This window comes from Marinomonas sp. KMM3893, assembly GCF_004352855.1.
Classification (GTDB): Bacteria; Pseudomonadota; Gammaproteobacteria; order Pseudomonadales; family Marinomonadaceae; genus Marinomonas; species Marinomonas arenicola.
Genome location: NZ_SJSC01000002.1, coordinates 505509 through 530129, shown reverse-complemented (window position 1 = coordinate 530129; position 24621 = coordinate 505509). Strand labels below are relative to the sequence as shown.

Below are 24621 nucleotides of genomic sequence, written 5' to 3'. Positions count from 1 at the left end.
TGGAGAATGATAAATGACGACTTTATTACGCATTGATTCTAGTGCCTCTGGCGAAAACTCTAAATCTCGCCAACTGGCCGATGAATTCGTTGAGCAATGGTTAGCGAAAAACCCAAACGGCACTGTGGTGGTTCGTGATGTTAATGCAAACCCTCTACCGCACTTTACGAGCGAGACATTGGGCGCACTGTTTACCCCTGCCGAAGATCGCAGCCAAGCACAACAAGCTATTGTTGCGCTTGGTGACGAACTCATCGAAGAGCTAGAAGCCGCTGATGTTCTTGCCATCTCAGCCCCTATCTATAATTTCAGCATTCCTTCTACCTTAAAGTCTTACTTTGATTATATTTCACGTGCTGGTCGTACCTTTAAATATACTGAGACAGGTCCTGTTGGTCTGCTTAGCAAAGACGCGTATTTATTCTCTGCCAGCGGCAGCTTCCTAACGGATTCTCCAATGGATCACCAACTGCCTTACTTAAAAACCTTCTTGTCCTTCCTTGGTTTAACGGTGAAAGACAGTTTTGTTGCTGGCGGCCAATCTATGGGTGAGCCTGGTGTTGAAGCCTTTAATAAAGCAAAAGCAGAGATTGCTGCGGCACTATAAAACGGGCTCATAGGGTTTTCCCTTATAAACCCTATAAGCACAAAAAACCGATTGTGGCGCCTCAAACGCCCAATCGGTTTTTTGTTTTCTGCTTTTGGCTATCTGTTTTTAGGTATCTGTTTTAAGGTATCTGCCAATTACTCTCTGTCGCTGCACTAGCTATTTAAAGCCCTGTGGCTTTCAAGCTGATTCTCTTCCGCTTTTCATCCACTTCTAACACAGTGACCTTGATCACTTGGCCCACTCGAACAAGATCCCTTGGGTCTTTGACGAAACGATCTGCCAATTGAGAAATGTGGATCAAACCATCCTGATGCACACCGATATCGACAAAGGCACCAAACGCCGCCACATTGGTTACCACCCCCTCTAATGACATACCTTCTGTTAGGTCCGCCATAGATTGTACGCTTTGATCAAACTCGGCATAACGAAACTCAGGTCTAGGGTCTCGGCCAGGCTTAGCCAACTCTTTCAGGGTGTCATCAAAGGTATAACGGTCGACCCCCGAAAAATCGGCAAACTTAAGCTGCAACTGATTAATAGCAGCCCCATTGTCTAACAACTTATCTACCTGAGTACTCATCGCTTGAGCCATCGAGCGTACCAAAGAATACGATTCAGGGTGCACACCAGAACTGTCTAATACCTCACGCCCATTCAACACTCTTAAAAAGCCCGCGCACTGCTCAAACGCCTTCGCACCAATGCCTTTTACTTTTAACAGCTCTTCTCGACTCTCTATTCGCCCTTTCTGACGACGATACTCCACGATATTTTGCGCCATGCGTTTCGTTAACCCTGCCACATAAGACAACAAGGAAGCCGACGCCAAGTTCACATCCACGCCCACTTTATTCACACAGTCCTCTACCACATTCGTGAGCGAACTCGCTAATTGCGCAGGCTTCACATCATGCTGATACTGACCTACCCCTATCGCTTGAGGGTCGATTTTCACCAACTCTGCCAATGGATCTTGAAAACGACGAGCAATAGAAATGGCGCCGCGAATAGTGACGTCTAAATCAGGAAATTCGTTTATCGCCACGTCCGACGCCGAATACACAGACGCCCCAGCCTCACTGATGACCACGGTACGGCAAGATAAGTTTTCCTGCTGAATCAATTGATTGATCAATTGTTCGGATTCTCGTGAAGCCGTGCCATTGCCAATCGCAAGCCATGCCACCTTATGCTGCTTGATGAGATCCAGTAACCTGGCCATCGCTTTGTCTTTTTGTGACTCAGAAGTAAATGGGTAAATAACCCCATGATCAATCACGTCACCCAACTCATTAATAACCGCCAGTTTCACCCCATTACGAAACCCAGGGTCAACACCAATCACCCGATGGGCTCCCGCCGGAGCAGACATTAATAAATCGTTTAAATTATTCGCGAAGACATTAATCGCCCCCTCTTCCGCTTGCTCTTTTAAAATAGAAAAAATATCGCTTTCTAATTTAGAATGGATCTTTTTATCCCAAGCGAGTAGTAAATACTCTTTCTGCTTTACATTTAACTTACAAAAAGCGACATTTTTCTCATTTTTTTGAGCGTCAAAAAGGCCTAGCAAATGAGAAAGGTTCAATCTGGACAGCTCACTTTCTTCATTCAAAAGCAGTATGCTGAGCTTTAAAATGCTTTCTTTCTTCCCTCGAAATAATGCCAATACTCGATGTGAGGGCATCTTTCTAACGGCTTCGCTATATTCAAAATAGTCTCGATATTTTTCACCGATCTCTTTCTTACCACGCACTAATTTACTCTGCATTTGCCCTTTCGATAACAAGAGTTCTCGACCTTGTTTCAAAAGATCTGCATCGAGAGACAGGGTTTCTATAATGATTTCTCGCGCCCCCTCTAAAGCCTCTTTGGCCCCTAACGACACATTAGACGACGCCAACCACTCTGAGATGTCTTTCGACCGTTCTGACAGCACACCAGCCCACAGGGCTTCTGCTAAAGGCGTTAACCCTAACTCCGCCGCTTCAGTCGCTTTGCTCTTACGCGTACTCTTGAATGGGGCGAAGAGATCTTCTAGCTCTGATTTTGTCGTGGCTCGTTTTATCTTAAGCATGACACTTTCTGGGCAACTAGGGTGCTTTTCGAGTGTGGCTAGAATTGAATCTCGACGTTTTTCTAGCTCAACTAGATATTGCCAGCGCTCATGAAAACGCCTTAAATCCACATCCAGCATTCCGCCACTACTTTCTTTTCGGTAGCGAGCGATAAAGGGCACAGTCGCGCCATCTTCAAACAAAGCTAATATATTCTTGGCGTATTTTTCCGCTATAGAAAACTCTCTACTTAAACTATTCGCAAGACATCTCATTATTTGCCCTATTTTTTACACTTTACAGAAGTCATAACAGATTATTATGTTCGCATGTTTTGTTTTTTTTCATTAGAATTCACGGGTAAAACTTGAATTAGTATGAATATTGTCCAAACTGTATTGATAATATCTCACACACGGATGATCGATTATCTTTCTTATGATTAAGATAACAATACAACATTTACTTTCATCCTAATATGCGAAAAAAGAAGAAAGCTAAACCGCTTTTTAATACTAGAGAAAGAACGAGGTGATTTTCCACTATCCGCTTGCGACAGAAAAGCAGATACAGATAACTCACTCCTACCGCCTCTGGTCGTTCAAACAAGTAGTACCGTTTCGACACTTATTGAGTGTAAGGATGAATCTCTTTTTCGGTGTAGTACACACAACAACCCGTTTTTAACAGATACATTAGAGGATACTTATGAGTTTATTACTTGAACTAGCAAGCAATAAAGCAAAAGCACGCGCAGCAGCAAAAGAGCTAACCGTTGCTCAACTAGAAAACCTAATTGCTGGTTTTACTAACGCACTAGACAAAGTAAAAGAAGAAGAAAGCGCTCGACTAGCCGAAGAAGCTGAAAAAGCGGCTCGTGCAGAAGAGATCGCACTTCTAATCGCAAAAAGCGGCTTAACAATGGAAGAAGTTGCCCTACTAAGCACGCCAAAAAACAGTGCCAACAAAGGCAAAACTGTTGAGCCTAAATACCGTTTAGAAGTCAATGGTGACGTTCACGAGTGGACTGGCCGTGGCCGCACACCAAAAGTATTCCAAGAATACTTTGATGCGGGTAACAGCCGTGAGAGTGTTGAGATCAAATAATCTCACTTTCTCATATTGCATAAAAAAGCGGCCTAGGCCGCTTTTTTATTGTCTTCAATATGTACCAGTACTATTAGCTTCTGCTTTTTAGCTCAGCAACAAATTTTTTCATCAGTACTGCAAACACACCCAACATGCCACCGAGCAACACACTGATAACAAGAATCAAAGCCACTTTAGGCGACTTTTTCTGTACTACAGGTGTTGCTAGCGTTAACACTTGCTTCTTTTTTACTTCTATTAAATAAATCATGCGCTTGGCGGACAAAAGCTTTTTAGCAACAGTCTCAGTACTACGTAGATCAACATCTAGCCCATTGATTATCGCAAGGCTCTCTTTAGCCTCTTCTAAAATCGACTGAGTTAAATGATTATTTGCTACCCCTAAATCTAGCGAATAATCTGCCACTGCTCGATGGCTATGCTTAACGCTTAAGCCAACCTCTTTCGCCTTAGAGTCCACAGACCACTGAGGTAAGAAACTACTAAACATAGCCAAGGTTTTTTCTTCTAAGCAGTCCTTATCTCTCAAAGCCCCTTTGTCACAAAGCTTGAACGCTTCATCTGGATATAAATCCACAATGTAATGGGAAGTTACAGAATAAGTTACAGGAACCATTTTTGTATAAGCAAAACCAAGGCAGAAACAAGCAATCACAAAGGCCAGTATTAGCATTTTGCCTTTCCATAGTTCCAGAATAAGCTCTACTAAATCTATTTCGTCATCATTCTGACGTTGTTTAGGGCTTTGCATTTCAGTCATTCTCTCATCCTTTAGCTGCCTTTAATTTGTTATTGCTTTTTATAAATCAAATCCCAGACACCGTGACCAAGACGCTCACCGCGTTGTTCGAATTTGGTTAGCGGACGCCATTCTGGGCGAGGGTGATAGTTCCCTTTGCCTGCGGCATTGCTGTAATTTTCCTGGGCTTCCATTACTTCTAGCATGTGCTCTGCATAAGGTTCCCAGTCGGTCGCCATATGAAAGTAGCCATCTTCTTTAAGTACATTGGCTACTTGCTGAGCAAACAAAGGCTGCACAATGCGACGTTTGTTGTGCTTTTTCTTGTGCCAAGGATCAGGGAAGAACAACTGAAAGGCACTCGCGGCTTGCTCAGGCAAACAAGAAGCCATGACTTCAATGGCGTCGTCACAATATACTCGCAGGTTTTTAAGCCCTTCTTCTTGTGCCAGCATCATCAGTTTTGCAACCCCAGGCGGGTGAACTTCGATACCAATAAAGTCTTTTTCTGGCGCTTTTTTGGCCATTTCAACCAAAGATGCACCCATACCAAAGCCCACTTCAATGACAACGTCTGACTGACGTCCAAAGGTAGTTTGGTAATCAATTCGTCCATCGGCTAGCTCAAGACCATAAAACGCCCAGTTAGCGTCGTAGTTCTTCTGTTGGCCTTCGGTCATACGACCGCCACGCACCACAAAGCTACGAATCGTGCGCTTTTTGATAGGCTCTGGATTCTCTTGTGCTTGCGCTTCTGGAGTTTGGTTTTCTTGCTCTTGGCTTTCTAGCTCTTGGTTTTCTAACATAGGATTGTCAGTCATTGGATCTTGCATGATTTTGATTCGTGCCACTTTAGCGGAAACAGACTATCGAACATTTTTTGATCGACCGTGAATTTTGGCGGCTATCCTACCGGAATTTAATCTTGATGTCCTGCTTTGCGCTTTACTTAGTCTCAGGCTCTTGTTTATTAGTTTGCCATTGCCACAGAGATTTTGTCAGGAAAAACCAGCCTAGCAAATAACATGTGCCGCCAATCGGCATAATGGCACCTAACCACAAGACACCTGTCAGCGCCATAATATAGAGACTACCAGAAAAGATGGTATTGCCTACCACAAACAGAATAATGATTTTTTTCGCGGCAGGAAGATAACTTGCCAGCGCAGCCGCCAATAAGCCTGCTAACGCATGGTACATCAAATATTGACTCGCGGTATGCCACCAGCTTAATGCGTTTGCGTTGAGAAGATGACTTAAAGCGTGGGCACCAAACGCACCAGCAGCGACCGAAAGAAGGCCTTGCAAGGCCGCCAACGATGCCCATTTTGCGGGGAAAGAAAACATGAGCTATTTGTTCCAGTAGATTCGTGATTTAAAAAAATCGTTATTCCAATACATTAAGGTAGCCATTACTGCCAATCGCGTAATAACGTCCGTCTTTACCATAGGATAACGCCAACACACTTGACCCTGTTGGGCGTAACGCCTCTTTAAGATACAAGTCCCATTCTTGCAGCACTTCGCCACTGCTGATGTCTCGTAAGGATACACGACGGTTAATGCCACCAAGTAACAGTTTTCTATCATCCGCTGAAAAGACCGCTTGGCTAATGGTGTTTTGGCGCTTATCTAGACTGCCTGTGTCTATTAAGGCGATTTCTCTGCCGGTAAGCGTTGACCAGACTTTGGCATTACCCAGTTGTGCGGCGCCAAATGCGTATTTTCCATCTGCTGATAAAGCCACTGTCGAGATACGATTGCTCAACAACCAACTGAATTTTTTCTCACCTGTCTGGGTATCCCATAGGATGACTTGGCGATTATCGTCTCCGGTTAGCCCCAATCGTCCATCAGGGGAAACGTCCACAGATCGCACAATCGCGCCGGTTCGAAAGGTTTGTTTAATGCCGCCATTTTTCACATCAAAATAACGTGCAGTTTGATCATCTAACCCTAACAAGGCGTAATCACCATTATTGGTTAGCTTTAGAGATTTGATGTCACCTGGGGTATTCCAGAAACCAGCCGACTGGCCGCTGCTGGTATTCCATAACACTAGGGTGCGAGCTGATCCGGTCGCGGCGAACGCATTGGTCGGATCAATATCGACACTAATTAAAGAGGTGTATTCGCCTTTCGCATGATTCCAATTGAAACGACGGTCGTTTAACGCCGTGGTCCAATAACTACCCCCATGCTGTATAGAGCCAACAAGGGCCGCGCTGCCATCATTACTAAGTGCAGCAGAGTAAAGGCCTTGAACCGCATACTCAGCGGTTCGTTCCGGCGATTTAGCAGAACACGACAGCAGCATTGCGGCCGTGCCGATAACAGCACCTAGCTTAAGTGCTTTGTTCGCTATGAGCTTCATGGAGTTCCTTGATCAGTCTATCTTCGTATTCAAAACGTTCTGCCATAATGACACTTAACGCCTGCAACGAAAATAAAAGCGCTTCTAATTGTCCATTACAATGCTCTTTCGTGTCGTATTTATCATTGAACTCAAGCGCCAGCTGAGTAGTACCATCAATTTCAGGTAACAACTCTTTTAGCAGCGTTAAAGCATGATCATCACGAAAGTCTTTTGCTTCCAGTGCAAGTTGTTCGTATACATTAAAATGCCCCACCGATACATAATCCACAAGCAGCTCACAAAAGGCTTGGATTTTAGGGGTGTCTGTTGGTGTGTACTCGCCACGCTCACGCAGCTGCATACCCGCTTCAATCAGTTGACGACGCTGTGCTAGCCAACGGTCAATGATCTCATGAACTCCACCCCATCGTTCTTGTGCTGTCTTACATCGCTCTAACATAATAATGGCTCCATTCTTGCGATAACGAGTTTTCAATACACTTCTCGCTAATGGTCAGTAACATAATGCCCTAATAAAGCTTTGTCTCAAGCATATTCCGAACGTTTACCCCCTGCAAGCAACTCAATTAAAGGATTTGTAACGTTTCGAAGCCCTGTTATTCGCCCTTATTAATGCGGCGAAAGACGATAAATAGATTCACAATCGCCATGCCAATAAACGCGATCAATGTCCAACCAGGAATGCTCAAACCTAAGAAGGTCCATACCACCTCGCCACAATCTCCGGTTCCCATGATCATTGCTTTGGCAATATCTTGCCAAGGAAAAGCATCGACCATGTAACTTAATCCGGGCAAGCACGCCGGCAGTTCATCAATGGGTAAATTTTGCAGATACAAATGGCGAATGGCCAGCGCCGCCCCCAACACAGACAATACGACAACGGTCCCAGCGAGCCACTTTCGCACTCGTTCGCTCGATACCGCCGCAGAAACCAATGAAAAAACACCAATACATAAGAAAGCAATACGCTGGAGCATGCATAACGGGCACGGTTCCAAGTCCATTTGATATTCCATGTAAAACGCTGCGCCTAGCAAAGCAAAAGCCGCCACCCCAATAACACCATGAAAACGACGTGCTGAAAAAATAGAAAACATATAAATCCCAGACATTCCAGTATATTGAATTTGAAAAAAAGCATGGACAATGACAATGTGGAAAAGTTCGTCTTGCTACTGTCGCAATGCGTTAATGCCAGTTAGTATACTGACAATCAAAACGAGTACGAGACCAGATAATGTCACTGATAACGCCTTTAAAACAATTTTTCGCACTGAGCTTAATTATGACCTCTCTGCTCAGCACCTTTGCTCTGGCCGCCGACGAGGAAAACACCGCTCAACCTGCTTACGTAGAGCTTACCCCAGACTTTATTGTCAATTACACAACCGCCAGTAACCGACTAAAATACATTAAGACCAGTATAACGTTGCAAACAGATGTCTCCCATGAAGCCATTATTCAAGACAATATGCCACTAATACGCGATGCTTTAGTGATGTTTTTAAGCTCGCGCACAGACGAGCAAGTCTCTGGCGCCCAAGCAAGAGAAAAAACCCGCGAAGAAGCCGCGGTCGCTGTTAATGCTGCGATGAAAGCCGAAACCAACCAAGAACCGGTGAAAAGCGTACTGTTTGCCAGTTTTTTAACCCAATAAACCTTCTTTCGCGCTCTTTCAGCCGTAAAAAAGCCGATTCAGATTTCTCCGAATCGGCTTTTTATTCGCTGTCATGCACGCTGCAGTTTACAGCTCGACAATATCATCTGGGCTAACGTAGCCTGTCACCTTGTCGGTCGGCTCATTGTTTAAGAATTTCTCCATCTGCTCCATCACGTACTTACGCGATTCAGGCAACATCAGATTCAACTGCTTTTCATTAATCATCATGGTTTGCAGCAACTGCCACTCTTGCCATGCTTGCTTAGAAACCGTTTGTAAAATCTCTTGCCCTTTGGCGCCAGGTAATGGTGCGCGATCTAACGCCTCCATGTCTTTTTGGAACTTTTTGCAAAAAACAGTATTCGACATAAGGATAACTCGCCATAAAAAAAGGATAGTTTCAATAATGGCGCTTAAGCATCAGAAATCAAGGCATAACCCAGAAGTTATGCCTTGAAGCGATAGCCAAACCGCCCTATTTGATCAACAGGATGTATTCTCTAGGCCTGTTAAAATAGTCCGCACTGGTGCGGGTAAGCCTAGATCAAACGCTTCGTGCAACGAAAACCACTGATATTTCCCTGCTTCAAAAACCGCATCAATAGAACCAATACGCACCTGACTCGGTTCTATATCCAAATGGTAATGGCTAAAGGTATGACGAAATACACTCAAAGGGGCGATGTTGTGAATATGGGTTTGAAAACGCTGCTCCACATGCAAGACCACACTTTCTTCGCTCGCCAGCTCTGGCAAACTCCAGAGCCCTCCCCAGATACCAGATTGAGGACGTTTTTCCATAAACACTTGGTTGTCTTCGTTTACTAAAACCAACAACTGTATACTTCTTTCTGGCTTCGCTGCTTTCTTAGGTTTGCGAATGGGGAATTGAGTTGGGTCTTCTGTGCGGCGCCCTAAACAATCTTTTTCGAGTGGGCAAATAAGGCATTGAGGCTTAGAGCGTGTGCATAACGTCGCCCCAAGATCCATCATAGCTTGAGTGTAATCGCCGCAGCGCTGCGCTGGCATATAGTGTTCAGCCAACGCCCACATCGCATTTTCCGTTTTTTTCTCGCCAGGCCAAGTAGGCACCGCATGGAAACGCGCCAGCACTCGCTTTACATTGCCATCCAAAATGGCCGCTTGAACCCCACGAGAAATAGATAAGATAGCCGATGCCGTTGAGCGACCAATACCGGGAAGCTCACAGACGCCTTCGACACTTTGTGGAAACTCGCTATCCAGCTCATCGACCAACATTTTGGCCGCTTTGTGCATATTACGAGCGCGGGCGTAATAGCCTAACCCACTCCAATGGGCGAGCACTTCGTCCTGCTCGGCGGCCGCCAGTGCTTCAACCGTTGGAAAGGAGGCCATAAATTTATGGTAATACGGGATCACAGTCGTCACCTGGGTCTGCTGTAACATGATCTCTGAGATCCAGACCCGATACGGTGTTTTCTCTTGCTGCCACGGTAGGTTTTTACGCCCAAACTCATCGAACCACGCGAGTACGCGTGGTGCGAAGTTTTCTACTGCTTGCATTCATTTCTCACACTATTATCTTGCGTTCTAAGCTTAAAAGACCAGCGTCGCGGTTAGAATAAGTTCTTCAATTTATCTTTTAGCTTTTCTTGCAATTTTTCTTTTGCTTCGTCGATTTTAGCGTCTTTTTTCTCTTTCAATCGTGCTTTTTCGGCATCCAGTTTGTCTTTTAATTCCGCCTTCGCCAGCTCCGCAAAAATATTCCCAAACCCTTTTATGTCTGGACGACACAAGCTGGTAGGGTCATCACTGAACTGCCCCTTACAAACGACAGGAAAAGCCAGTTTCGTCAGTTTCTCATTCACTCGACAAGCATGGTCTAGCTCACTGCCAGCCACAGCGACATTTACTTGATAATCGAGCGATTTATTTGGCAAAGAAACAATCCCATCACCGGTGACGGATAAGCCAACAGACGTCATGGTTAACCCAGGAGTCGACACCTTACCGTTGACGATATGAATCGGAAAATCCATGGTTTCAAACGGCGTATTGGCACTGAAATCACTGCTCTTCAATGACTCTTTTCGTACCGCAGCAATCCCCTGACAAACACTCTTAGTCAAATTCACACCCACTAAGGCGCCATTGTTAATCTCGGCTAAGAAGTCTCCGTTTAGATTCGCCATCAAGGTATCCACTTGATTGCCTTTGCTGCTTAATTCTCCCGTTAACGAGGTGGTGCCTGACAACTTATCAAGGTCCATAAAGTCTTTTAGAAGAGGCTGAATTTCAATGCCTTTGACGCGCGACGATACCGACAATTTAGGCGTGTTCGTGCGCGCATCATAGGTCGCTTTTAACGTTGCACTGCCTTGGTACAGGCTCACTGCGGCAGGCGACACATGAACCATGCCATTGGCCATAGTGGCATCAAGGTCAACATTATCGAGTTGCAGTTTTTTCACGGTTAGATTTGTAAATGCCAAACCAACATGACCGTATAAGGAACGCACAAGATCCAACGGCACCAGTTCTTCATTCGCACTACTGGTTGTGCTTCCTGCTTTGCTGGCCGTGGTGTCCTTCGTGGCCTGCTTCTCACCTTGTTTACTTTCTGAGTCCGTCGCTTCGGGTGGTAAATAGCGGTCCAAATTCAGGTTGTTGCCTTTGACGTTCACATCCCAGCGCAATGGAGACAGTTCAGTCACAACATGAACTTGCAGATTGGTATCGTCTAAAGCAAGAGTCATAGGCTGAACCACCAGTTCATTACGACTGCCTTCTATTTTCACATTACCACTGGCTTTGGTCAGTGCGCTATCGTCGGCCATGTCAGGCAGAGTAATGTTCAGTTGCTGCAGCACTTTGCGTGGGTTGAATTCACCGATAGAAAGAGACGCTGTGTATTGCGGGTTACTCAACACTTGATACAGCTGAACTTTGGCGCTTGCGCTCACTCCCAACGCATCCACCGAGACACCATCCATAAAGAGGTTCTCTTGGGGCACGTCCATATCCAATTGTTTGATCGCCAAGGTGGCTTTTAATGGGCTAGCCGGCAAGGCATCGCCTTGTAACTCTGTCGACAAGGACGCATTCGCTAACGAGAAAACTTCTCGGTTTGGGAACACCGTCAGGTCACCGGTCAACTTGCTGGATACCGTCAGGGTGTTTTTTCCCGCTAGGTCGCTTTGCTTAACCACGGCGTCCATCACCATTGGCCACGCTTTATCCCACTGCACATTGCTTAAATTGACATTAAAGGTCGCATCGATTTTTTGCTGTGTTTTTTCATCGATGTAAGTCACTTGCGCATTATCGATTTCCAAGCTGTCTAGCTGGATATTAGGAATGCTGGATGCATCTCCCCCTGATGAGGCGGCCTGATAACTGCTGGACGCCGGTGCATTGTTGCTTGCCGCCGGGGCGGTGTCAGGCGTACTCGTCGCATCAGCTTCTGGGAAACGTTGCCAGTTGCCACGTCCAGATTTATCGACATTTAAGCTGGCTTTTAGGTTAACCAAACGCACACGATCGACTTGAATCGTATGTTTTAACAACGGCAAGATGGCGAGACCGAACTCGGCACGATCAAATTGCAGAATTTCTGGGTCTTTCCCTATAGCGACACCAATATCGTCTAACTCTAGGCCAAGCCAAGGGAAGAAAGACCACTGAATATCACCATCAATGCGAAGATGTATGTCTGCTTTTTCGAGGGCCACTTTCTGTAATTCCGTTTTGAATGAATCAGAATTAACAAAAAACATGACGTAAGCCAGTATTGCCATTAGCAACACCAACAGAACGCCCATTGCCACACCGAGCCTTTTTAGCCATTTCATAGACTTGAATCCTTAGACTTAGTTTGCTGAATTAGTAACATAATAGCACTCGATCCCTTGGTTTATCGATCCAATAGCAACAACTCATCAAAAACGATGCGTAAAGCATAGAAGCCAGAGACCCCTCGTTCTATAATGACGGCAACTGTGATTTTCAATGACAATCTATAACGGCTTTCTGAATTGACGGCCTAAACCGTGATGCCAGTGCGTCACGACTCAACGTGGAGAACCCAATCAATGTCCGACCGCATTGCTAGTGTCGAGCGAAATACGCTTGAAACTCAAATCAAGGTATCGATCAACCTAGATGGTACAGGTAAATTCAATTGCTTCACCGGCGTCCCTTTTCTCGACCATATGCTTGAGCAAGTCGCACGCCATGGCTTGATCGACTTAGATATCCATGCGGTTGGTGACCTTCATATTGACGCTCATCACACGGTTGAAGATTTAGGCATTACCCTAGGCCAAGCCTTTGACATAGCTGTGGGCGACAAAAAAGGCATCAAACGTTACGGCCATGCCTACGTACCATTAGACGAAGCATTGTCACGCGTGGTTATCGATTTCTCTGGTCGTCCAGGCTTAGAAATGCACGTGCCTTTCACTCGCGGTTCTGTGGGCGGTTTTGACGTGGATTTGTTCTCCGAGTTCTTCCACGGCTTTATCAACCACGCCAAAGTCACACTGCATTTGGACAATCTTCGTGGTAAGAACACCCACCACCAAGCAGAAACCATTTTTAAAGCATTTGGTCGAGCCTTGCGCATGGCTCTAGAAGTGGACGAACGTATGGCAGGTCAAATGCCATCGACAAAAGGCTGTTTGTAGGATTTTCGCATGAACGAAGTTAAAAAATCGGTTGTTGCTGTCATCGATTATGGCATGGGCAACCTGCACTCGGTGGCCAAAGCATTAGAATTCGTCGCTGATGAAAACACCCAAGTGGTCGTCACCAGTGATCCGGCGGTTATCGATGCAGCCGATCGCGTGCTATTACCTGGCGTCGGCGCGATTCGAGATTGTATCGGCGAGATGTACAACGCAGGTTTAGTACCTAGTATTCGCAAAGCCATGGCTGAAAAGCCCTTTTTGGCGATTTGTGTTGGCATTCAGTCTTTGATGTCCCACAGCGAAGAAAACGGCGGCGTGAATTGTTTAGATCATTTCAAAGGCAACGCCCTTTTCTTTGGTGAGCAACACACAGATCATGACGGCAGCAAACTAAAAGTGCCGCACATGGGCTGGAACCAAGTAAAACAGACCATTAATCACCCCTTGTGGGAAGGCATTCCAGACAACGCGCGTTTTTATTTTGTACACAGCTTTTATGTTGTGCCAGAAAACAAAAACGAAGTGGCTGGCACCTGTGATTACGGCTTAGAGTTTTGCGTCGCCTTGTCCCGCAACAATGTATTTGCGGTGCAATTCCACCCGGAAAAAAGCCACGAAGACGGCCTTCAACTGTACAAAAACTTTATTCACTGGGATGGCAAACCATCCTTGGCCAACAAAGATTAGGAGCCTGTTATGGGATTAGCAAAACGTATTATTCCTTGTCTTGATGTGGACAATGGCCGAGTGGTAAAGGGCGTTCAGTTCGTCGACATTCGCGATGCTGGCGACCCAGTTGAAGTGGCGAAACGCTACAACGAGCAAGGCGCTGACGAAATCACCTTTTTGGACATTACCGCCAGCTCCGACGATCGAGCAACCACAGTCCATATGGTCGAAGCCATTGCGAGCCAGGTGTTTATTCCGCTGACCGTTGGCGGCGGCATTCGTACCTGTGAAGACATTCGTCGTATGCTAAACGCAGGCGCAGACAAGGTGGGCATTAATACCGCAGCGGTATTTAACCCTGAGTTTGTACGTGAAGCCGCAGAACGCTTTGGCTCACAATGTATTGTGGTCGCCATTGATGCGAAGAAAGTCAGCCAAGAAGGCGAAGCGGACAAGTGGGAAATTTTTACCCACGGTGGTCGCAAGCCAACAGGCTTAGACGCGGTTGAATGGGCGAAAAAAATGGTCGAATACGGCGCTGGGGAAATCCTCTTAACCAGTATGGACCGCGACGGCACGAAAAACGGCTTTGATTTGGGCGTAACCCGTGCCATCAGCGAAGCGGTTCACGTGCCGGTTATTGCGTCTGGTGGTGTGGGTAACCTAGATCACCTTGTTGATGGCGTCATCGAAGGCAAAGCCGACGCTGTGTTGGCCGCGAGTATTTTCCACTTTGGCGAATACAGTATCCAACAAGCCAAAGAACGCATGAGCGACGCTGGCATAGAGATGCGTTTGTAACGCACGCTTTATACGGCTCCCATTAAAAAGGCGATCTTCACACTGAAGGTCGCCTTTTTTATTGTTCAAATTTGAGTGCTGTCTAGCAAGCCAGTGGTGCATCTCTGTGCCTTATGGCTTTGCAGAATCCACATCAAACTCAAACCAAATGTCTTTTTCGTTGCCACTGCCTTCGATCAATGTTGCCTTCACTTGCCAGGTCACTTTTTCTTTGTCCGCTCTTGGCAAACGAATATTGCCCTGCCACACATTCGGCCCAGGCTTTTGCGTTAAGCGTATTGAGCTCACACCCATATAGGTTTCTTTACAGCTCAAGGTCAAACGAATTGAGTTGGTTTTGTTGGCCAAGTCTTGCGGCAAAGAAAGAGACACAGGAATCGAGGTGTCTACATGAATGCCTTCATCAAAAGACAGGGTCGCTGGCATCTGTTCGCCAGGTAATGAAACAATGCATTCATGCTCTGTTTGATCGCACTGACCAACATCAGACGACCGCTGCTGAGGTAGGATCTGATCCACGCCCCAGGTTAACGCAACAATGATAATAACAGCAAATGACGACCAAAAACCGATCTGCTTTAATCTAACAGTGTTCATGCTGCTCTCAACATTTTTCAGTCTTATACTATGAATGAGCCATCATTTTACCGATCGGACAAGAGAATAACTACAATGGACTAAGGATCGATCTTGCAATCTTTCGTCAGATGAAAATGTCAGCTTGCTGCCAATAAGGCCAGCCGAGTACAATCAGTGATATTTATCTTTGCCTTATTTTTATAGAAGGATGGCTTCTTGACTACCTTAACTGATGCTTTACATGCGCTGGCGAATCACTGCCAACAGACCGATTCTTCAGCAGCACTAACGTTTCATCGCGGAGTAGAACGGGAAGCACTTCGTGTGGACCGATCGCAAGGTCGCATTTCCCATAACCCCCACCCAAAAGCGTTGGGCGCGGCTTTAACACACACTTCCATTACCACAGATTATTCTGAATCTTTAATGGAATTCATCACTAAGGTACATCCTAGTGTTGAAGGTGTGATTGACGAACTGACCAGCATTCACCATGTGGTCAACCATGAACTGGCGAAGCAAAACGAATGTTTGTGGCCAGCGAGTATGCCTTGTTATTTAGAAAACAACGACGATGTGCCCATTGCTTACTTTGGCGAATCAAATACAGGCAAACTCAAACGCGTCTATCGCGAAGGGTTATCCAACCGCTATGGCCGCATCATGCAGTGCATCGCCGGTATGCATTATAACTTTTCTTTTGACGCTTCTTTTTGGCAGTTCCTGGCCGCGTATAAAGGAAAAACCGCCCTTACTGACGCACAACGACAAGCCTTTCAGTCTGACAGCTACTTCGCTCTTATCCGCAACTTTCGTCGTAACTCTTGGATGTTGTCGTTATTATTTGGCGCTTCTCCAGCCATCGATGAAAGCTTCTTAGAGAAAAAACCAGACAGCTTGTCTGAATTAGCAAAGCGCACTTGGGTCGGCCATAAAGCCACCTCTTTGCGCATGAGCGATTTAGGCTATCAAAACAAAGCACAAGCCAACTTGTTTGTCTGTTACAACGAAGTCGATACCTACATCCGTACCATAAAAACGGCGCTGAAAACCCCTTACCCTCGCTACCAAGAAATTGGCGTCAAGGTCGAAGGTCAATACCGCCAGCTAAACAGCAACTTGCTGCAAATTGAAAACGAATATTACAGCGACATCCGCCCAAAACGCGTGACCCAACCTGGCGAGCACCCAAGTACGGCACTGCAAGACCGCGGTGTGGAGTACATTGAAGTGCGCATTATGGACATTGACCCAGCGTCTTCGATTGGTATGAAAGCCTCGACTCTGTATTTTATTGATGTCTTTCTACTGTATTGCATGCTCAGCGATGATGCCCTGTTAGACAGCGATGAATGCCATCAACTGCGTGTCGCTCAACAAGAAATTGCTTCTCATGGCAGAGAGTTGGACGCTAAGTTCGATTTCGGCCACGGCCCAGTTCGACTACAAGACAAAGCCTCAGACCTGCTAACCAAGCTAAAAGAAGTGGCCCAGTTCTTGGTCGCTCAAACGGGGAATCAGGCGTATTTAGAGGCCATTATTGAGCAAGAAAACAAACTCGCGGATAACACCCTCTTGCCTTCGGCGCAGCTCTTAGCCCGTTGCCAAGAAGCACAAGGCTTTCAAAACGCGATGCTGTCATTGGCCACCGAGCAGCAAAAAGCATGGCTGGCTGCGCCACTGTCTGGCGACATTGTGGACACCTTTGCCACCTTGGCTGCCACCTCGATTTCTGAACAGCAACAAATCGAAGCCAATGATGATGTCGACTTCGATACTTTCTTAGCGGCCTATCAAGCGTCATAACGGATACCGCCTGATAAAGGCGGTCATTCGCTGAGCTTGGATGCACAACGAAAAAAGCCTCTATTTCTGCAAATAGAGGCTTTTTTATACGCGGTAAATCAGGCTAATCGTGCCTGATTAAGCGTGTGGAGAAATCGGAATCTCGTCCAAATTATCAAACACTAACCAAGAGGCCAGTTGAGTTCGCAACTCATCAAGACCATCGTTGTTCAATGCAGAGAAAGTTTGTACTGTGCCGTCTACGCCTTGTTCTTTAATGGCTTTTTGCACGGTAAACATGGCCGTTTTCGCAGGTCCACGTTTCAACTTGTCTGATTTCGTGAGCAAAACGTGTACTTTCATGCCGTTAGATTTTGCCCATTCCAACATCATTTCATCAAACTCTTTAAGAGGATGGCGAATGTCCATTACCAAGACAACCCCCGCTAACGAGCGACGATTCATCAAGTAATCTTGCATGTGGGCTTGCCATACTTTTTTCATGGCAATGGGCACTTTCGCGAAACCGTAACCTGGTAAATCGATTAGACGTCGATCACTCACACTCAAACCAAAACAGTTGATCAGTTGAGTACGGCCAGGCGTCTTCGATGTACGAGCCAGTTTCTTTTGGTTGGTCAGTGTATTTAATGCAGTGGATTTACCTGCATTAGATCGACCAGCAAAAGCAACCTCAAGACCTTGATCAAGTGGACATTGTGAAAGCTTTTCGGCACTTTTAATAAAGTGGGCGGATCGGAATATAGCGTCAAAAGGAGTCATAAGTTGGTATTCGTCTGTGGAATCAGGATTAGCGTTCACGTTTATTCATCGGTTGTATATAATGCCTGTGAATCGCTTTTTTTGCCATGTTTTCACCGGTAAATCTGCGTTAAATTCCATTTAATGGGCTAAAACGTCATTTTCAAGAAAATCGCTATTCATTCTATCCTCTTCTCTCAACACGCTAAGGTCTGCCATGCGACACCTGTGTCTTGGTTTTTTGTTTTTACTCAGTGCGGCTTGCCACGGCCAGACAAACGACGCCATTGCTCATGGTAAAGCGCTCACCTCAAGCTGTGTCGCCTGTCATGGTGCAGACGGCAATGGCCAAATCAGTGTGTTTCCCAAACTCGCCGGTCAACCACACCGCTATCTTTTAAAGCAGCTAGACGATATTCAATCCGGTAAACGCCCTGTCCCGCAAATGGCAACGCTATTAGATAAGTATTCAGCGCAAGACTTATCAGACATTGCCGCTTACTTTGCCAACCAACGCACCCGCATCGGCCAGGCATCGGCTGATACGCTGGAGCAAGGCGAGGCGTTATATCGTTTCGGCAACCCAGATACCGCGGTGCCGGCTTGCGCCTCTTGTCACGGCCCTGCAGGAAAAGGCTTGAATTCGGCGGCTTTCCCAGCGTTAAGCGGCCAATTTAAGGCGTATACTAAAACCCAACTGAATGACTTTAAAAGCGGCAAGCGCAACAATGACGCCGCCAGCATGATGCAAACCATTGCGCGTAAACTCAGCGCAGAAGAGATTGATGCCGTCTCAGATTACCTACAAGGGCTTCATTAAAGGATTCATCTGCCTCTCACGGATGAATAAATCAATCAATACGTCAAGCACTTAGAGAACCTTGTAAGTTTTACGTAAACTTGGTCAAATGGAAGAACTTTATAACAGACAAAACATCGAATAAAGTCGAAAATCTGGCAATATAATTGCGAGTCTCGATAAACATTGATCATCAGGAGCCATCAATGAAAAAGCTATTTTCAGCGTTAATCCTTACTTTACTTATCCCTCTGACATCCTACGCAAAAGATTACAGCGATGGAAACGGCTACACCACAATCCCGACCCCTGTTCGTACCGCAGACCCAAGCAAAGTAGAAGTGGTTGAAGTCTTTTGGTTTGGCTGCCCACATTGTTTCCACCTTGAACCATCCACTCAAGCTTGGAAAAAAACCATTTCCAATGACGTCGATTTCAAATACTTACCCGCGGTCTTTGGTCGTAACTGGTTGGCTCACGCAAAAGCCTTTTATGTCGCCGATCTACTGGGCATTGAAGACAAGGTTCATGAAGATATCTACAACGCAATCAATGTAAAACGTGAACGTCTAAATACAGAAGACTCATTAGCGGCATTCTTCGCGAAACACGGTGTAAGCGAAGACGTATTCCGCAAGCAATACAATTCATTTGCGGTGGAAAGTCGCCTTAGCCAAGCGGACGCTAAAATCCGTGCGTATGGCGTTCGTGGCACCCCAACATTAGTGGTTAACGGTAAATATTTAGTCGATGCTTCTACTGCTGGCGGCAGTGAAAATATCTATAATGTGGTTAATTACCTGATCAAGAAAGAAGAACAAAACAAGTAAACCTTAAAATGTGAGGCTCCATGACGGATATATCTCAAGACAAGCTAGTCAACGCTTTACGTAAAGCAGTCTCAAGGACGAGTCTACTAGCCGAAGGAAATGATCCTGAGTTAGACTCCGCCATTCGCCAAATTCGTGTACAGATTAGCAAAGGAGCAGACGCTGCGGCTATTCAAACGATTTTGGACAATGTGGAGCCTCTTCTACTCAAAGTAGACGAGGCAAGATTAACCCGAGCCAAGCACTTTAGGCATACTCTGCACGATCTGATTGATGTATTGGATCAACACGGACAAAACGTCCCCCAGAGTGAAAAAAAGGCCTTTGAGACCTCCATTCGCTCCCATTGGCAATCTTTGCCCCATTGGCCTCAACTGCTCAAAGAATACCTTGCTCTCGTTGAGAGCACCCTGTCTTACTCCACGCCAGTAGACAATGAAAAACGCACCCTGATCTCTCGCATTTTCAGACGTTCCTCCTCTCCGCAGAATAAATTGAATAGCCAAGAAGCATTGCAACAAGTCAGTCACACATTGTCTGGATTGCTTAATAACCTTGCCTTGCCGAGCCATTACGACAACCAAATTTCTGAGCTTAAAAAGGCGTTAGCGAACAACCACACGTTTCACAGTTTCCCTAAGTTACTGGATGATGTTATTGCCCTCATCATGGTGGCGATTGGCAACACTCAAGAAGGGTTAACCAGCTATCTAAATGAGCTAAACAAGCAACTGGCCAGCATTAATGACTCCATTGTAAAAAGCTACCGCAGCCAAAAGAACCTCTCCGAGAGTCGGGAAGGCTTCAATGCGACCATGCAACAACAAGTACAAGAAGCCGCCAGCGCGGTGCAACAAGCCGACGATCTAGACACCCTAAAACTGCTGATTAATGAGCGCATGGCGAGCATTTCCACCACCATGTCGCGATATCGCAAACAAATGATCAGCCAAGAGAAAATGTCCAATCAATCGATTTCCTTGTTGAAAAGCAAGGTCACTCGAATGGAAAAAGACACCTCTTCTTTGCGAACTAGCCTACAAGAAAAGCTAGCGCAAGCCATGACTGACGCCCTAACCGACTTACCCAATCGCGCGGCCTATCAAGACGCCATTTTGCCCTTGTGTGCCAGCTCGCAGAAAAACGCAAAGCCACTGAGTTTGGCGATCTGCGACATCGACTTTTTTAAACAGGTCAACGACACCTGGGGCCACTTAGCCGGTGACAAAGTACTGCGCCTAGTACCCAGACAAATTCGCAACGCCCTGAATAAGCCAGATTTATTGTACCGTTATGGCGGCGAAGAATTTGTTATTGTGTTTCCAAATACGACGCTAGAAGACGCCCATCAGCGCGCCGAAGCGATTCGTAAAGAAGTAGAAAAAGCCCCGTTTAATGTCAATGGAGAACCCGTATCCATTACCATCTCCATTGGTTTAGCTGAGTTAATAGATGAAGAATACGAAGCCTTTTTCTCGCGGGCCGACAAACAACTCTATTGCGCCAAAGAAGCTGGTCGCAATAAGGTAATGGTGGATAACGCAACACCAGAGCGCGAGCACTAAACAGAAGCGAACGGATTTTAAAGAAGCCTTTCGGGTTGAGGCTAAGAAGGCTTATTCATACCTTCCCTAGCCCACTGATGGCAGTTACAATGCTTTACTAATGTGTACGCACCGCAGTTATAGAATTTGGCGCGTCTTGGCGCCCTTAGGATGAAGTAATTTATGCAAGACGATCAGAACAAAACCACCCACTTTGGCTTTAAAGAAATCCCTACTGATGAAAAAGTACAGGCCGTTGCCAATGTGTTTCACTCGGTAGCCGCAAAATACGACATTATGAATGACCTAATGTCAGGTGGTGTACATCGTCTGTGGAAGCGCCACACCATCAGTCAATCGGGTGTCCGAGCAGGCAACAAAGTCCTCGACATTGCTGGTGGCACCGGTGATCTAACATTGAAATTTTCTCGTTTGGTCGGCAGCGAAGGACAAGTCATTCTCGCTGACATCAATGACTCCATGCTAAAAGTGGGTCGCGATAAGCTGGCCAATCACGGCGTTGTTGGCAATGTGAAATTCGTGCAAGCCAATGCCGAAGCGCTGCCTTTCCCCGATGACACCTTCGACTGCATCACCATTGCTTTTGGACTACGTAACGTCACAGACAAATCCAAAGCCTTGGCATCCATGTACCGAGTGCTTAAACCGGGTGGCCGCTTATTAGTGTTGGAATTCTCCAAACCAGAATCTGAGGCCCTGTCCCAGATCTACGATCATTATTCATTCCGTCTTTTGCCTTTCATGGGCAAGGTGATTGCCAATGATGCAGAAAGCTATCGCTACTTGGCTGAATCGATCCGCATGCACCCTGATCAAGAAACCCTAAAAGGCATGATGGATGACGTTGGTTTTGAACGCACCAGCTACCAAAACATGACTGGCGGCATTGTAGCCCTACATAAAGGATTTAAATTCTAATATGTTAAGAAGCGTCTTTCGTTTAACGCGTATCATTTTTACCGTGCTACGCTTCCGCCTTGATGCACTCATTCCCTTTGACAAGCTGCCTTGGTACTTGCGTTACACCGTCGGTATGCTGTGTCAAATAGGCAGACAAAGAGTGATCAAGAATCGAGGCGAACGCCTTCGCTTAGCCCTTGAATCCCTCGGCCCCATCTTCGTTAAGTTCGGACAGATTCTATCGACTCGCCGCGACCTCCTTGACGATGACATAGCCGATGAGCTGGCCAAGCTGCAAGACAAGGTACCTGCCTTCTCCGGTAGCACTGCGCAAGCGATTATCGAACGCGATCTTAAAGCCCCGGTTAGCGAACTCTTTGCCGAGTTTTCTGCCACGCCATTGGCGTCAGCCTCCATTGCCCAAGTCCATACCGCGACCCTGCATTCAGGGGAAGAGGTGGTGGTAAAGGTTATTCGCCCCAACATCGAGAAAACCATCCGCCAAGACATTGGCTTGCTGTATACCTTGGCTCACTTTGTTGCCAAAAGCAGCTCAGACGGTCGCCGTTTAAGACCCGTCGAAGTGGTGACCGATTACGAATACACCATTTTAGACGAGCTAGACCTTGCCAAAGAAGCCGCTAACACTGGGCTATTGCAACGTAACTTTACCGATTCTGAATTGCTTTACGTACCGCAAGTGTATTGGGACTACTGCCAGAAAAATGTCATGGTGATGGAACGCATTTCAGGCATTCCTGTCGCTGACATTAAGGCGTTAAACGCCGCTGGCACAGACATGAAGTGCCTTGCAGAACGCGGTGTAGAGATCTTCTTCACCCAAGTTTTCTCGCACAGTTTCTTTCACGCAGACATGCACCCAGGGAATATTTTTGTGGATGTATCAAACCCACAAAAACCCAAGTACATTGCGATTGATTGCGCCATCATGGGCAGCCTAGATGACGCAGACAAAAACTATTTAGCGCGTAATTTGTTGGCATTTTTCCAACGCGATTATCGCCTTGTTGCCGAGTTGCACGTAGAAAGCGGCTGGGTACCAAAAGAAACCCCAGTTCATGCTTTTGAATCCGCCATTCGCAGCGTTTGCGAGCCCATGTTTGCCAAACCACTCAAAGACATTTCTTTTGGTCAGGTACTCATAGGCTTATTCCAAACCGCACGCCGCTTTAATATGGAAGTACAACCGCAACTGGTACTGCTTGAAAAAACACTGCTTAATATCGAAGGATTGGGGCGTCAACTGTACCCAGACTTGGATTTATGGGTCACAGCAAAACCTTTCCTAGAACGCTGGATGCACCAACAAATGGGGCCAAAACGCTTACTAGAAGAGGTGCGAAAACAAGCACCGGAATGGGCAGGACAAATGCCTAAAATTCCTAATTTGATTTTCTCGGCACTAACGCAAATATCCCACCAAGAAGAGCGCATGCAAACACAAACCGCGGCCATTCTTGAACTAAGCAAAGAGGTGAAAAAGACTCGCCGTGGCCTGCCGTTCAGGCTTTTAGGCCTTGTCAGTCTTGGCGCTGCTTGGCTAACAATCAGTCCAGATTCGTTAAAACACCTTCAAAGTGCCGACATTTTGAGCATTTCGCTCTTTTTGATTGGTTTATACTTATTGATATTAAAACCGTAACATTCGTGAGATTATAATGAAAATTGATGTATTAGCTGAACTTGCTGCCACTTTAGAAGAACGTAAAACAGCGGCGGCAGATTCCTCTTATGTTGCCAGCTTGCACGCTAAAGGGTTAAATAAAATACTCGAAAAAGTAGGCGAAGAAAGCACCGAAACCATTATCGCAGCAAAAGACGCCCTGATCTCTCAAGACAAATCTGAGGTAATTAGCGAAACGGCGGATTTATGGTTTCATACATTGGTCATGTTATCCCACCTTGATTTAGGTCCGGATGACGTTTTAAATGAATTAGCACGCCGTTTCGACTTATCTGGTTTAGAAGAGAAAGCGAATCGCACCAAATAGGAGTATGTAAACATGTTAGGTGGTATCAGTATTTGGCAATTACTTATTGTGTTGGCCATTTTAATTCTTATCTTTGGCACCAAAAAACTCAAAAACCTCGGCGGTGATTTAGGTGGTGCGGTTAAAGGTTTTAAAGAAGCCGTTAACAAAGAAGATGACGCCGAAGGCGAATCAAAGACAGCACAAAACAAAGTCATTGATTCAGAAACTAAAAAAGACGACAAGAGCGCTTAACCTGTGTTCGATATTGGCTTCTCAGAACTATTAGTTGTTTTCGTGGTGGCCTTGATTATTCTTGGCCCAGAACGCCTTCCTACCGCGGCCAAAACTGCGGGTCTCTGGATTCGTAAAATTCGTCGCTCCATTAGCTCAGTACAGCGCGAAATTAACGCCCAGCTGGACCAAGAAGAACTGCAACAAAACATCGCTCAAACGAATCAGCGCATCATGAAAGAAGGCAACGACATTCAAAATAGAATCACGCCTTTGCCAGAATCTGCGCCGGTCGACAAGCCAGACGAACCCATTCAAGAAGCCGATCTAGTCACACCCAATGAAACGGTTTTAGAGGTTAGCGACAAAAACGACGCCGCCATCCAGCCTGTGACTCCTACCGGAGACAGCACTGAAAAAACCACCAAGTCAGACACCAATACTACTGAAACATCTCGTTCTTAATTTACTGGCAGA

Annotated in this window: 27 protein-coding genes; 15 read left to right on the top strand and 12 right to left on the bottom strand. The window is 46.1% G+C overall.

Annotated features, from left to right (window positions below):
• Positions 1-13: 13 nt before the first annotated feature.
• On the top strand, positions 14-607 hold the full coding sequence (locus tag E0D71_RS06950) for an FMN-dependent NADH-azoreductase (protein WP_133002585.1): 594 nt from the start codon (positions 14-16) through the stop codon (positions 605-607).
• A gap of 163 nt (positions 608-770) precedes the next feature.
• Here E0D71_RS06950 and E0D71_RS06945 read toward each other — a convergent pair whose 3' ends face one another.
• The gene (locus E0D71_RS06945; protein WP_133002584.1) at positions 771-2945 is read right to left on the bottom strand and encodes a Tex family protein; all 2175 of its coding nucleotides are present in this window, start codon (positions 2943-2945) and stop codon (positions 771-773) included.
• 433 nt (positions 2946-3378) lie between these two features.
• On the opposite strand from E0D71_RS06945, the gene E0D71_RS06940 reads away from it, so the two are divergent.
• Complete coding sequence (locus E0D71_RS06940; RefSeq protein ID WP_133002583.1) at positions 3379-3777, top strand: H-NS family nucleoid-associated regulatory protein; 399 nt, start codon at positions 3379-3381, stop codon at positions 3775-3777.
• Between the two features lie 73 nt (positions 3778-3850).
• On the opposite strand, the gene E0D71_RS06935 is transcribed toward E0D71_RS06940, so the two are convergent.
• The 6 genes from E0D71_RS06935 to E0D71_RS06910 all read right to left on the bottom strand — a co-directional run bounded on the left by E0D71_RS06935 (position 3851) and on the right by E0D71_RS06910 (position 7996).
• Positions 3851-4540 (bottom strand): Wzz/FepE/Etk N-terminal domain-containing protein, encoded by a 690-nt coding sequence (locus E0D71_RS06935; protein WP_133002582.1) that lies wholly within the window; start codon positions 4538-4540, stop codon positions 3851-3853.
• Between the two features lie 29 nt (positions 4541-4569).
• Complete coding sequence (gene trmB, locus E0D71_RS06930) at positions 4570-5352, bottom strand: tRNA (guanosine(46)-N7)-methyltransferase TrmB (RefSeq protein ID WP_243711960.1); 783 nt, start codon at positions 5350-5352, stop codon at positions 4570-4572.
• Between the two features lie 112 nt (positions 5353-5464).
• On the bottom strand, positions 5465-5866 hold the full coding sequence (locus E0D71_RS06925; RefSeq protein WP_133002581.1) for a DUF423 domain-containing protein: 402 nt from the start codon (positions 5864-5866) through the stop codon (positions 5465-5467).
• Positions 5867-5906: 40 nt separating this feature from the next.
• Positions 5907-6893 (bottom strand): hypothetical protein, encoded by a 987-nt coding sequence (locus tag E0D71_RS06920; RefSeq protein ID WP_133002580.1) that lies wholly within the window; start codon positions 6891-6893, stop codon positions 5907-5909.
• On the bottom strand, positions 6865-7335 hold the full coding sequence (rsd, locus tag E0D71_RS06915; protein WP_133002579.1) for a sigma D regulator: 471 nt from the start codon (positions 7333-7335) through the stop codon (positions 6865-6867). Before rsd ends, E0D71_RS06920 begins: the two co-directional genes overlap by 29 nt.
• Before the next feature lie 157 nt (positions 7336-7492).
• The gene (locus tag E0D71_RS06910) at positions 7493-7996 is read right to left on the bottom strand and encodes a disulfide bond formation protein B (protein ID WP_133002578.1); all 504 of its coding nucleotides are present in this window, start codon (positions 7994-7996) and stop codon (positions 7493-7495) included.
• Between the two features lie 188 nt (positions 7997-8184).
• Between E0D71_RS06910 and E0D71_RS06905 the strand changes: the two genes are divergently transcribed.
• Complete coding sequence (locus E0D71_RS06905; protein WP_243711958.1) at positions 8185-8556, top strand: flagellar basal body-associated FliL family protein; 372 nt, start codon at positions 8185-8187, stop codon at positions 8554-8556.
• 87 nt (positions 8557-8643) lie between these two features.
• Here E0D71_RS06905 and E0D71_RS06900 read toward each other — a convergent pair whose 3' ends face one another.
• From E0D71_RS06900 to E0D71_RS06890, 3 genes are all read right to left on the bottom strand, one after another.
• The gene (locus E0D71_RS06900) at positions 8644-8928 is read right to left on the bottom strand and encodes an oxidative damage protection protein (protein WP_133002576.1); all 285 of its coding nucleotides are present in this window, start codon (positions 8926-8928) and stop codon (positions 8644-8646) included.
• 114 nt (positions 8929-9042) lie between these two features.
• The gene (mutY, locus tag E0D71_RS06895; RefSeq protein ID WP_133002575.1) at positions 9043-10104 is read right to left on the bottom strand and encodes an A/G-specific adenine glycosylase; all 1062 of its coding nucleotides are present in this window, start codon (positions 10102-10104) and stop codon (positions 9043-9045) included.
• A gap of 53 nt (positions 10105-10157) precedes the next feature.
• Complete coding sequence (locus E0D71_RS06890; protein WP_133002574.1) at positions 10158-12392, bottom strand: AsmA family protein; 2235 nt, start codon at positions 12390-12392, stop codon at positions 10158-10160.
• A gap of 240 nt (positions 12393-12632) precedes the next feature.
• On the opposite strand from E0D71_RS06890, the gene hisB reads away from it, so the two are divergent.
• Genes hisB through hisF form a run of 3 tightly spaced genes read left to right on the top strand, consistent with a single transcriptional unit; the run spans position 12633 to position 14699 of the window.
• Positions 12633-13226 carry an imidazoleglycerol-phosphate dehydratase HisB gene (hisB, locus tag E0D71_RS06885; protein ID WP_111637746.1) on the top strand — a complete coding sequence of 198 codons (594 nt, stop codon included), beginning with the start codon at positions 12633-12635 and terminating at the stop codon, positions 13224-13226.
• A 9-nt stretch (positions 13227-13235) separates the two neighbouring features.
• A complete protein-coding gene (gene hisH, locus E0D71_RS06880; RefSeq protein ID WP_133002573.1) occupies positions 13236-13916 on the top strand; it encodes an imidazole glycerol phosphate synthase subunit HisH in 681 nt (226 codons plus the stop codon).
• A gap of 9 nt (positions 13917-13925) precedes the next feature.
• On the top strand, positions 13926-14699 hold the full coding sequence (gene hisF, locus E0D71_RS06875) for an imidazole glycerol phosphate synthase subunit HisF (protein WP_133002572.1): 774 nt from the start codon (positions 13926-13928) through the stop codon (positions 14697-14699).
• Positions 14700-14810: 111 nt separating this feature from the next.
• Here the strand turns inward: hisF and E0D71_RS06870 are convergent, their stop codons facing one another.
• A complete protein-coding gene (locus E0D71_RS06870) occupies positions 14811-15296 on the bottom strand; it encodes a hypothetical protein (RefSeq protein ID WP_133002571.1) in 486 nt (161 codons plus the stop codon).
• 198 nt (positions 15297-15494) lie between these two features.
• On the opposite strand from E0D71_RS06870, the gene gshA reads away from it, so the two are divergent.
• Positions 15495-17084, top strand: coding sequence for a glutamate--cysteine ligase (gshA, locus tag E0D71_RS06865; RefSeq protein ID WP_133002570.1), 1590 nt, complete (start codon positions 15495-15497; stop codon positions 17082-17084).
• A 117-nt stretch (positions 17085-17201) separates the two neighbouring features.
• Here gshA and yihA read toward each other — a convergent pair whose 3' ends face one another.
• Entirely contained in the window at positions 17202-17846 is a 645-nt protein-coding gene (gene yihA, locus E0D71_RS06860) for a ribosome biogenesis GTP-binding protein YihA/YsxC (protein WP_133002771.1), read from the bottom strand.
• Between the two features lie 196 nt (positions 17847-18042).
• On the opposite strand from yihA, the gene E0D71_RS06855 reads away from it, so the two are divergent.
• From E0D71_RS06855 to tatB, 8 genes are all read left to right on the top strand, one after another.
• Positions 18043-18645 (top strand): c-type cytochrome, encoded by a 603-nt coding sequence (locus tag E0D71_RS06855; protein WP_133002569.1) that lies wholly within the window; start codon positions 18043-18045, stop codon positions 18643-18645.
• Positions 18646-18830: 185 nt separating this feature from the next.
• On the top strand, positions 18831-19454 hold the full coding sequence (locus E0D71_RS06850; RefSeq protein WP_133002568.1) for a thiol:disulfide interchange protein DsbA/DsbL: 624 nt from the start codon (positions 18831-18833) through the stop codon (positions 19452-19454).
• A 20-nt stretch (positions 19455-19474) separates the two neighbouring features.
• Complete coding sequence (locus E0D71_RS06845) at positions 19475-21019, top strand: GGDEF domain-containing protein (protein ID WP_133002567.1); 1545 nt, start codon at positions 19475-19477, stop codon at positions 21017-21019.
• A gap of 162 nt (positions 21020-21181) precedes the next feature.
• A complete protein-coding gene (gene ubiE, locus E0D71_RS06840; protein WP_133002566.1) occupies positions 21182-21937 on the top strand; it encodes a bifunctional demethylmenaquinone methyltransferase/2-methoxy-6-polyprenyl-1,4-benzoquinol methylase UbiE in 756 nt (251 codons plus the stop codon).
• 1 nt (position 21938) lies between these two features.
• Positions 21939-23582, top strand: coding sequence for a ubiquinone biosynthesis regulatory protein kinase UbiB (gene ubiB / locus E0D71_RS06835; RefSeq protein WP_133002565.1), 1644 nt, complete (start codon positions 21939-21941; stop codon positions 23580-23582).
• 16 nt (positions 23583-23598) lie between these two features.
• On the top strand, positions 23599-23931 hold the full coding sequence (locus tag E0D71_RS06830; RefSeq protein WP_133002564.1) for a phosphoribosyl-ATP diphosphatase: 333 nt from the start codon (positions 23599-23601) through the stop codon (positions 23929-23931).
• A gap of 12 nt (positions 23932-23943) precedes the next feature.
• Complete coding sequence (gene tatA, locus E0D71_RS06825) at positions 23944-24165, top strand: Sec-independent protein translocase subunit TatA (protein WP_133002563.1); 222 nt, start codon at positions 23944-23946, stop codon at positions 24163-24165.
• Between the two features lie 3 nt (positions 24166-24168).
• Positions 24169-24609 carry a Sec-independent protein translocase protein TatB gene (gene tatB, locus E0D71_RS06820; RefSeq protein ID WP_133002562.1) on the top strand — a complete coding sequence of 147 codons (441 nt, stop codon included), beginning with the start codon at positions 24169-24171 and terminating at the stop codon, positions 24607-24609.
• Positions 24610-24621: the final 12 nt, after the last annotated feature.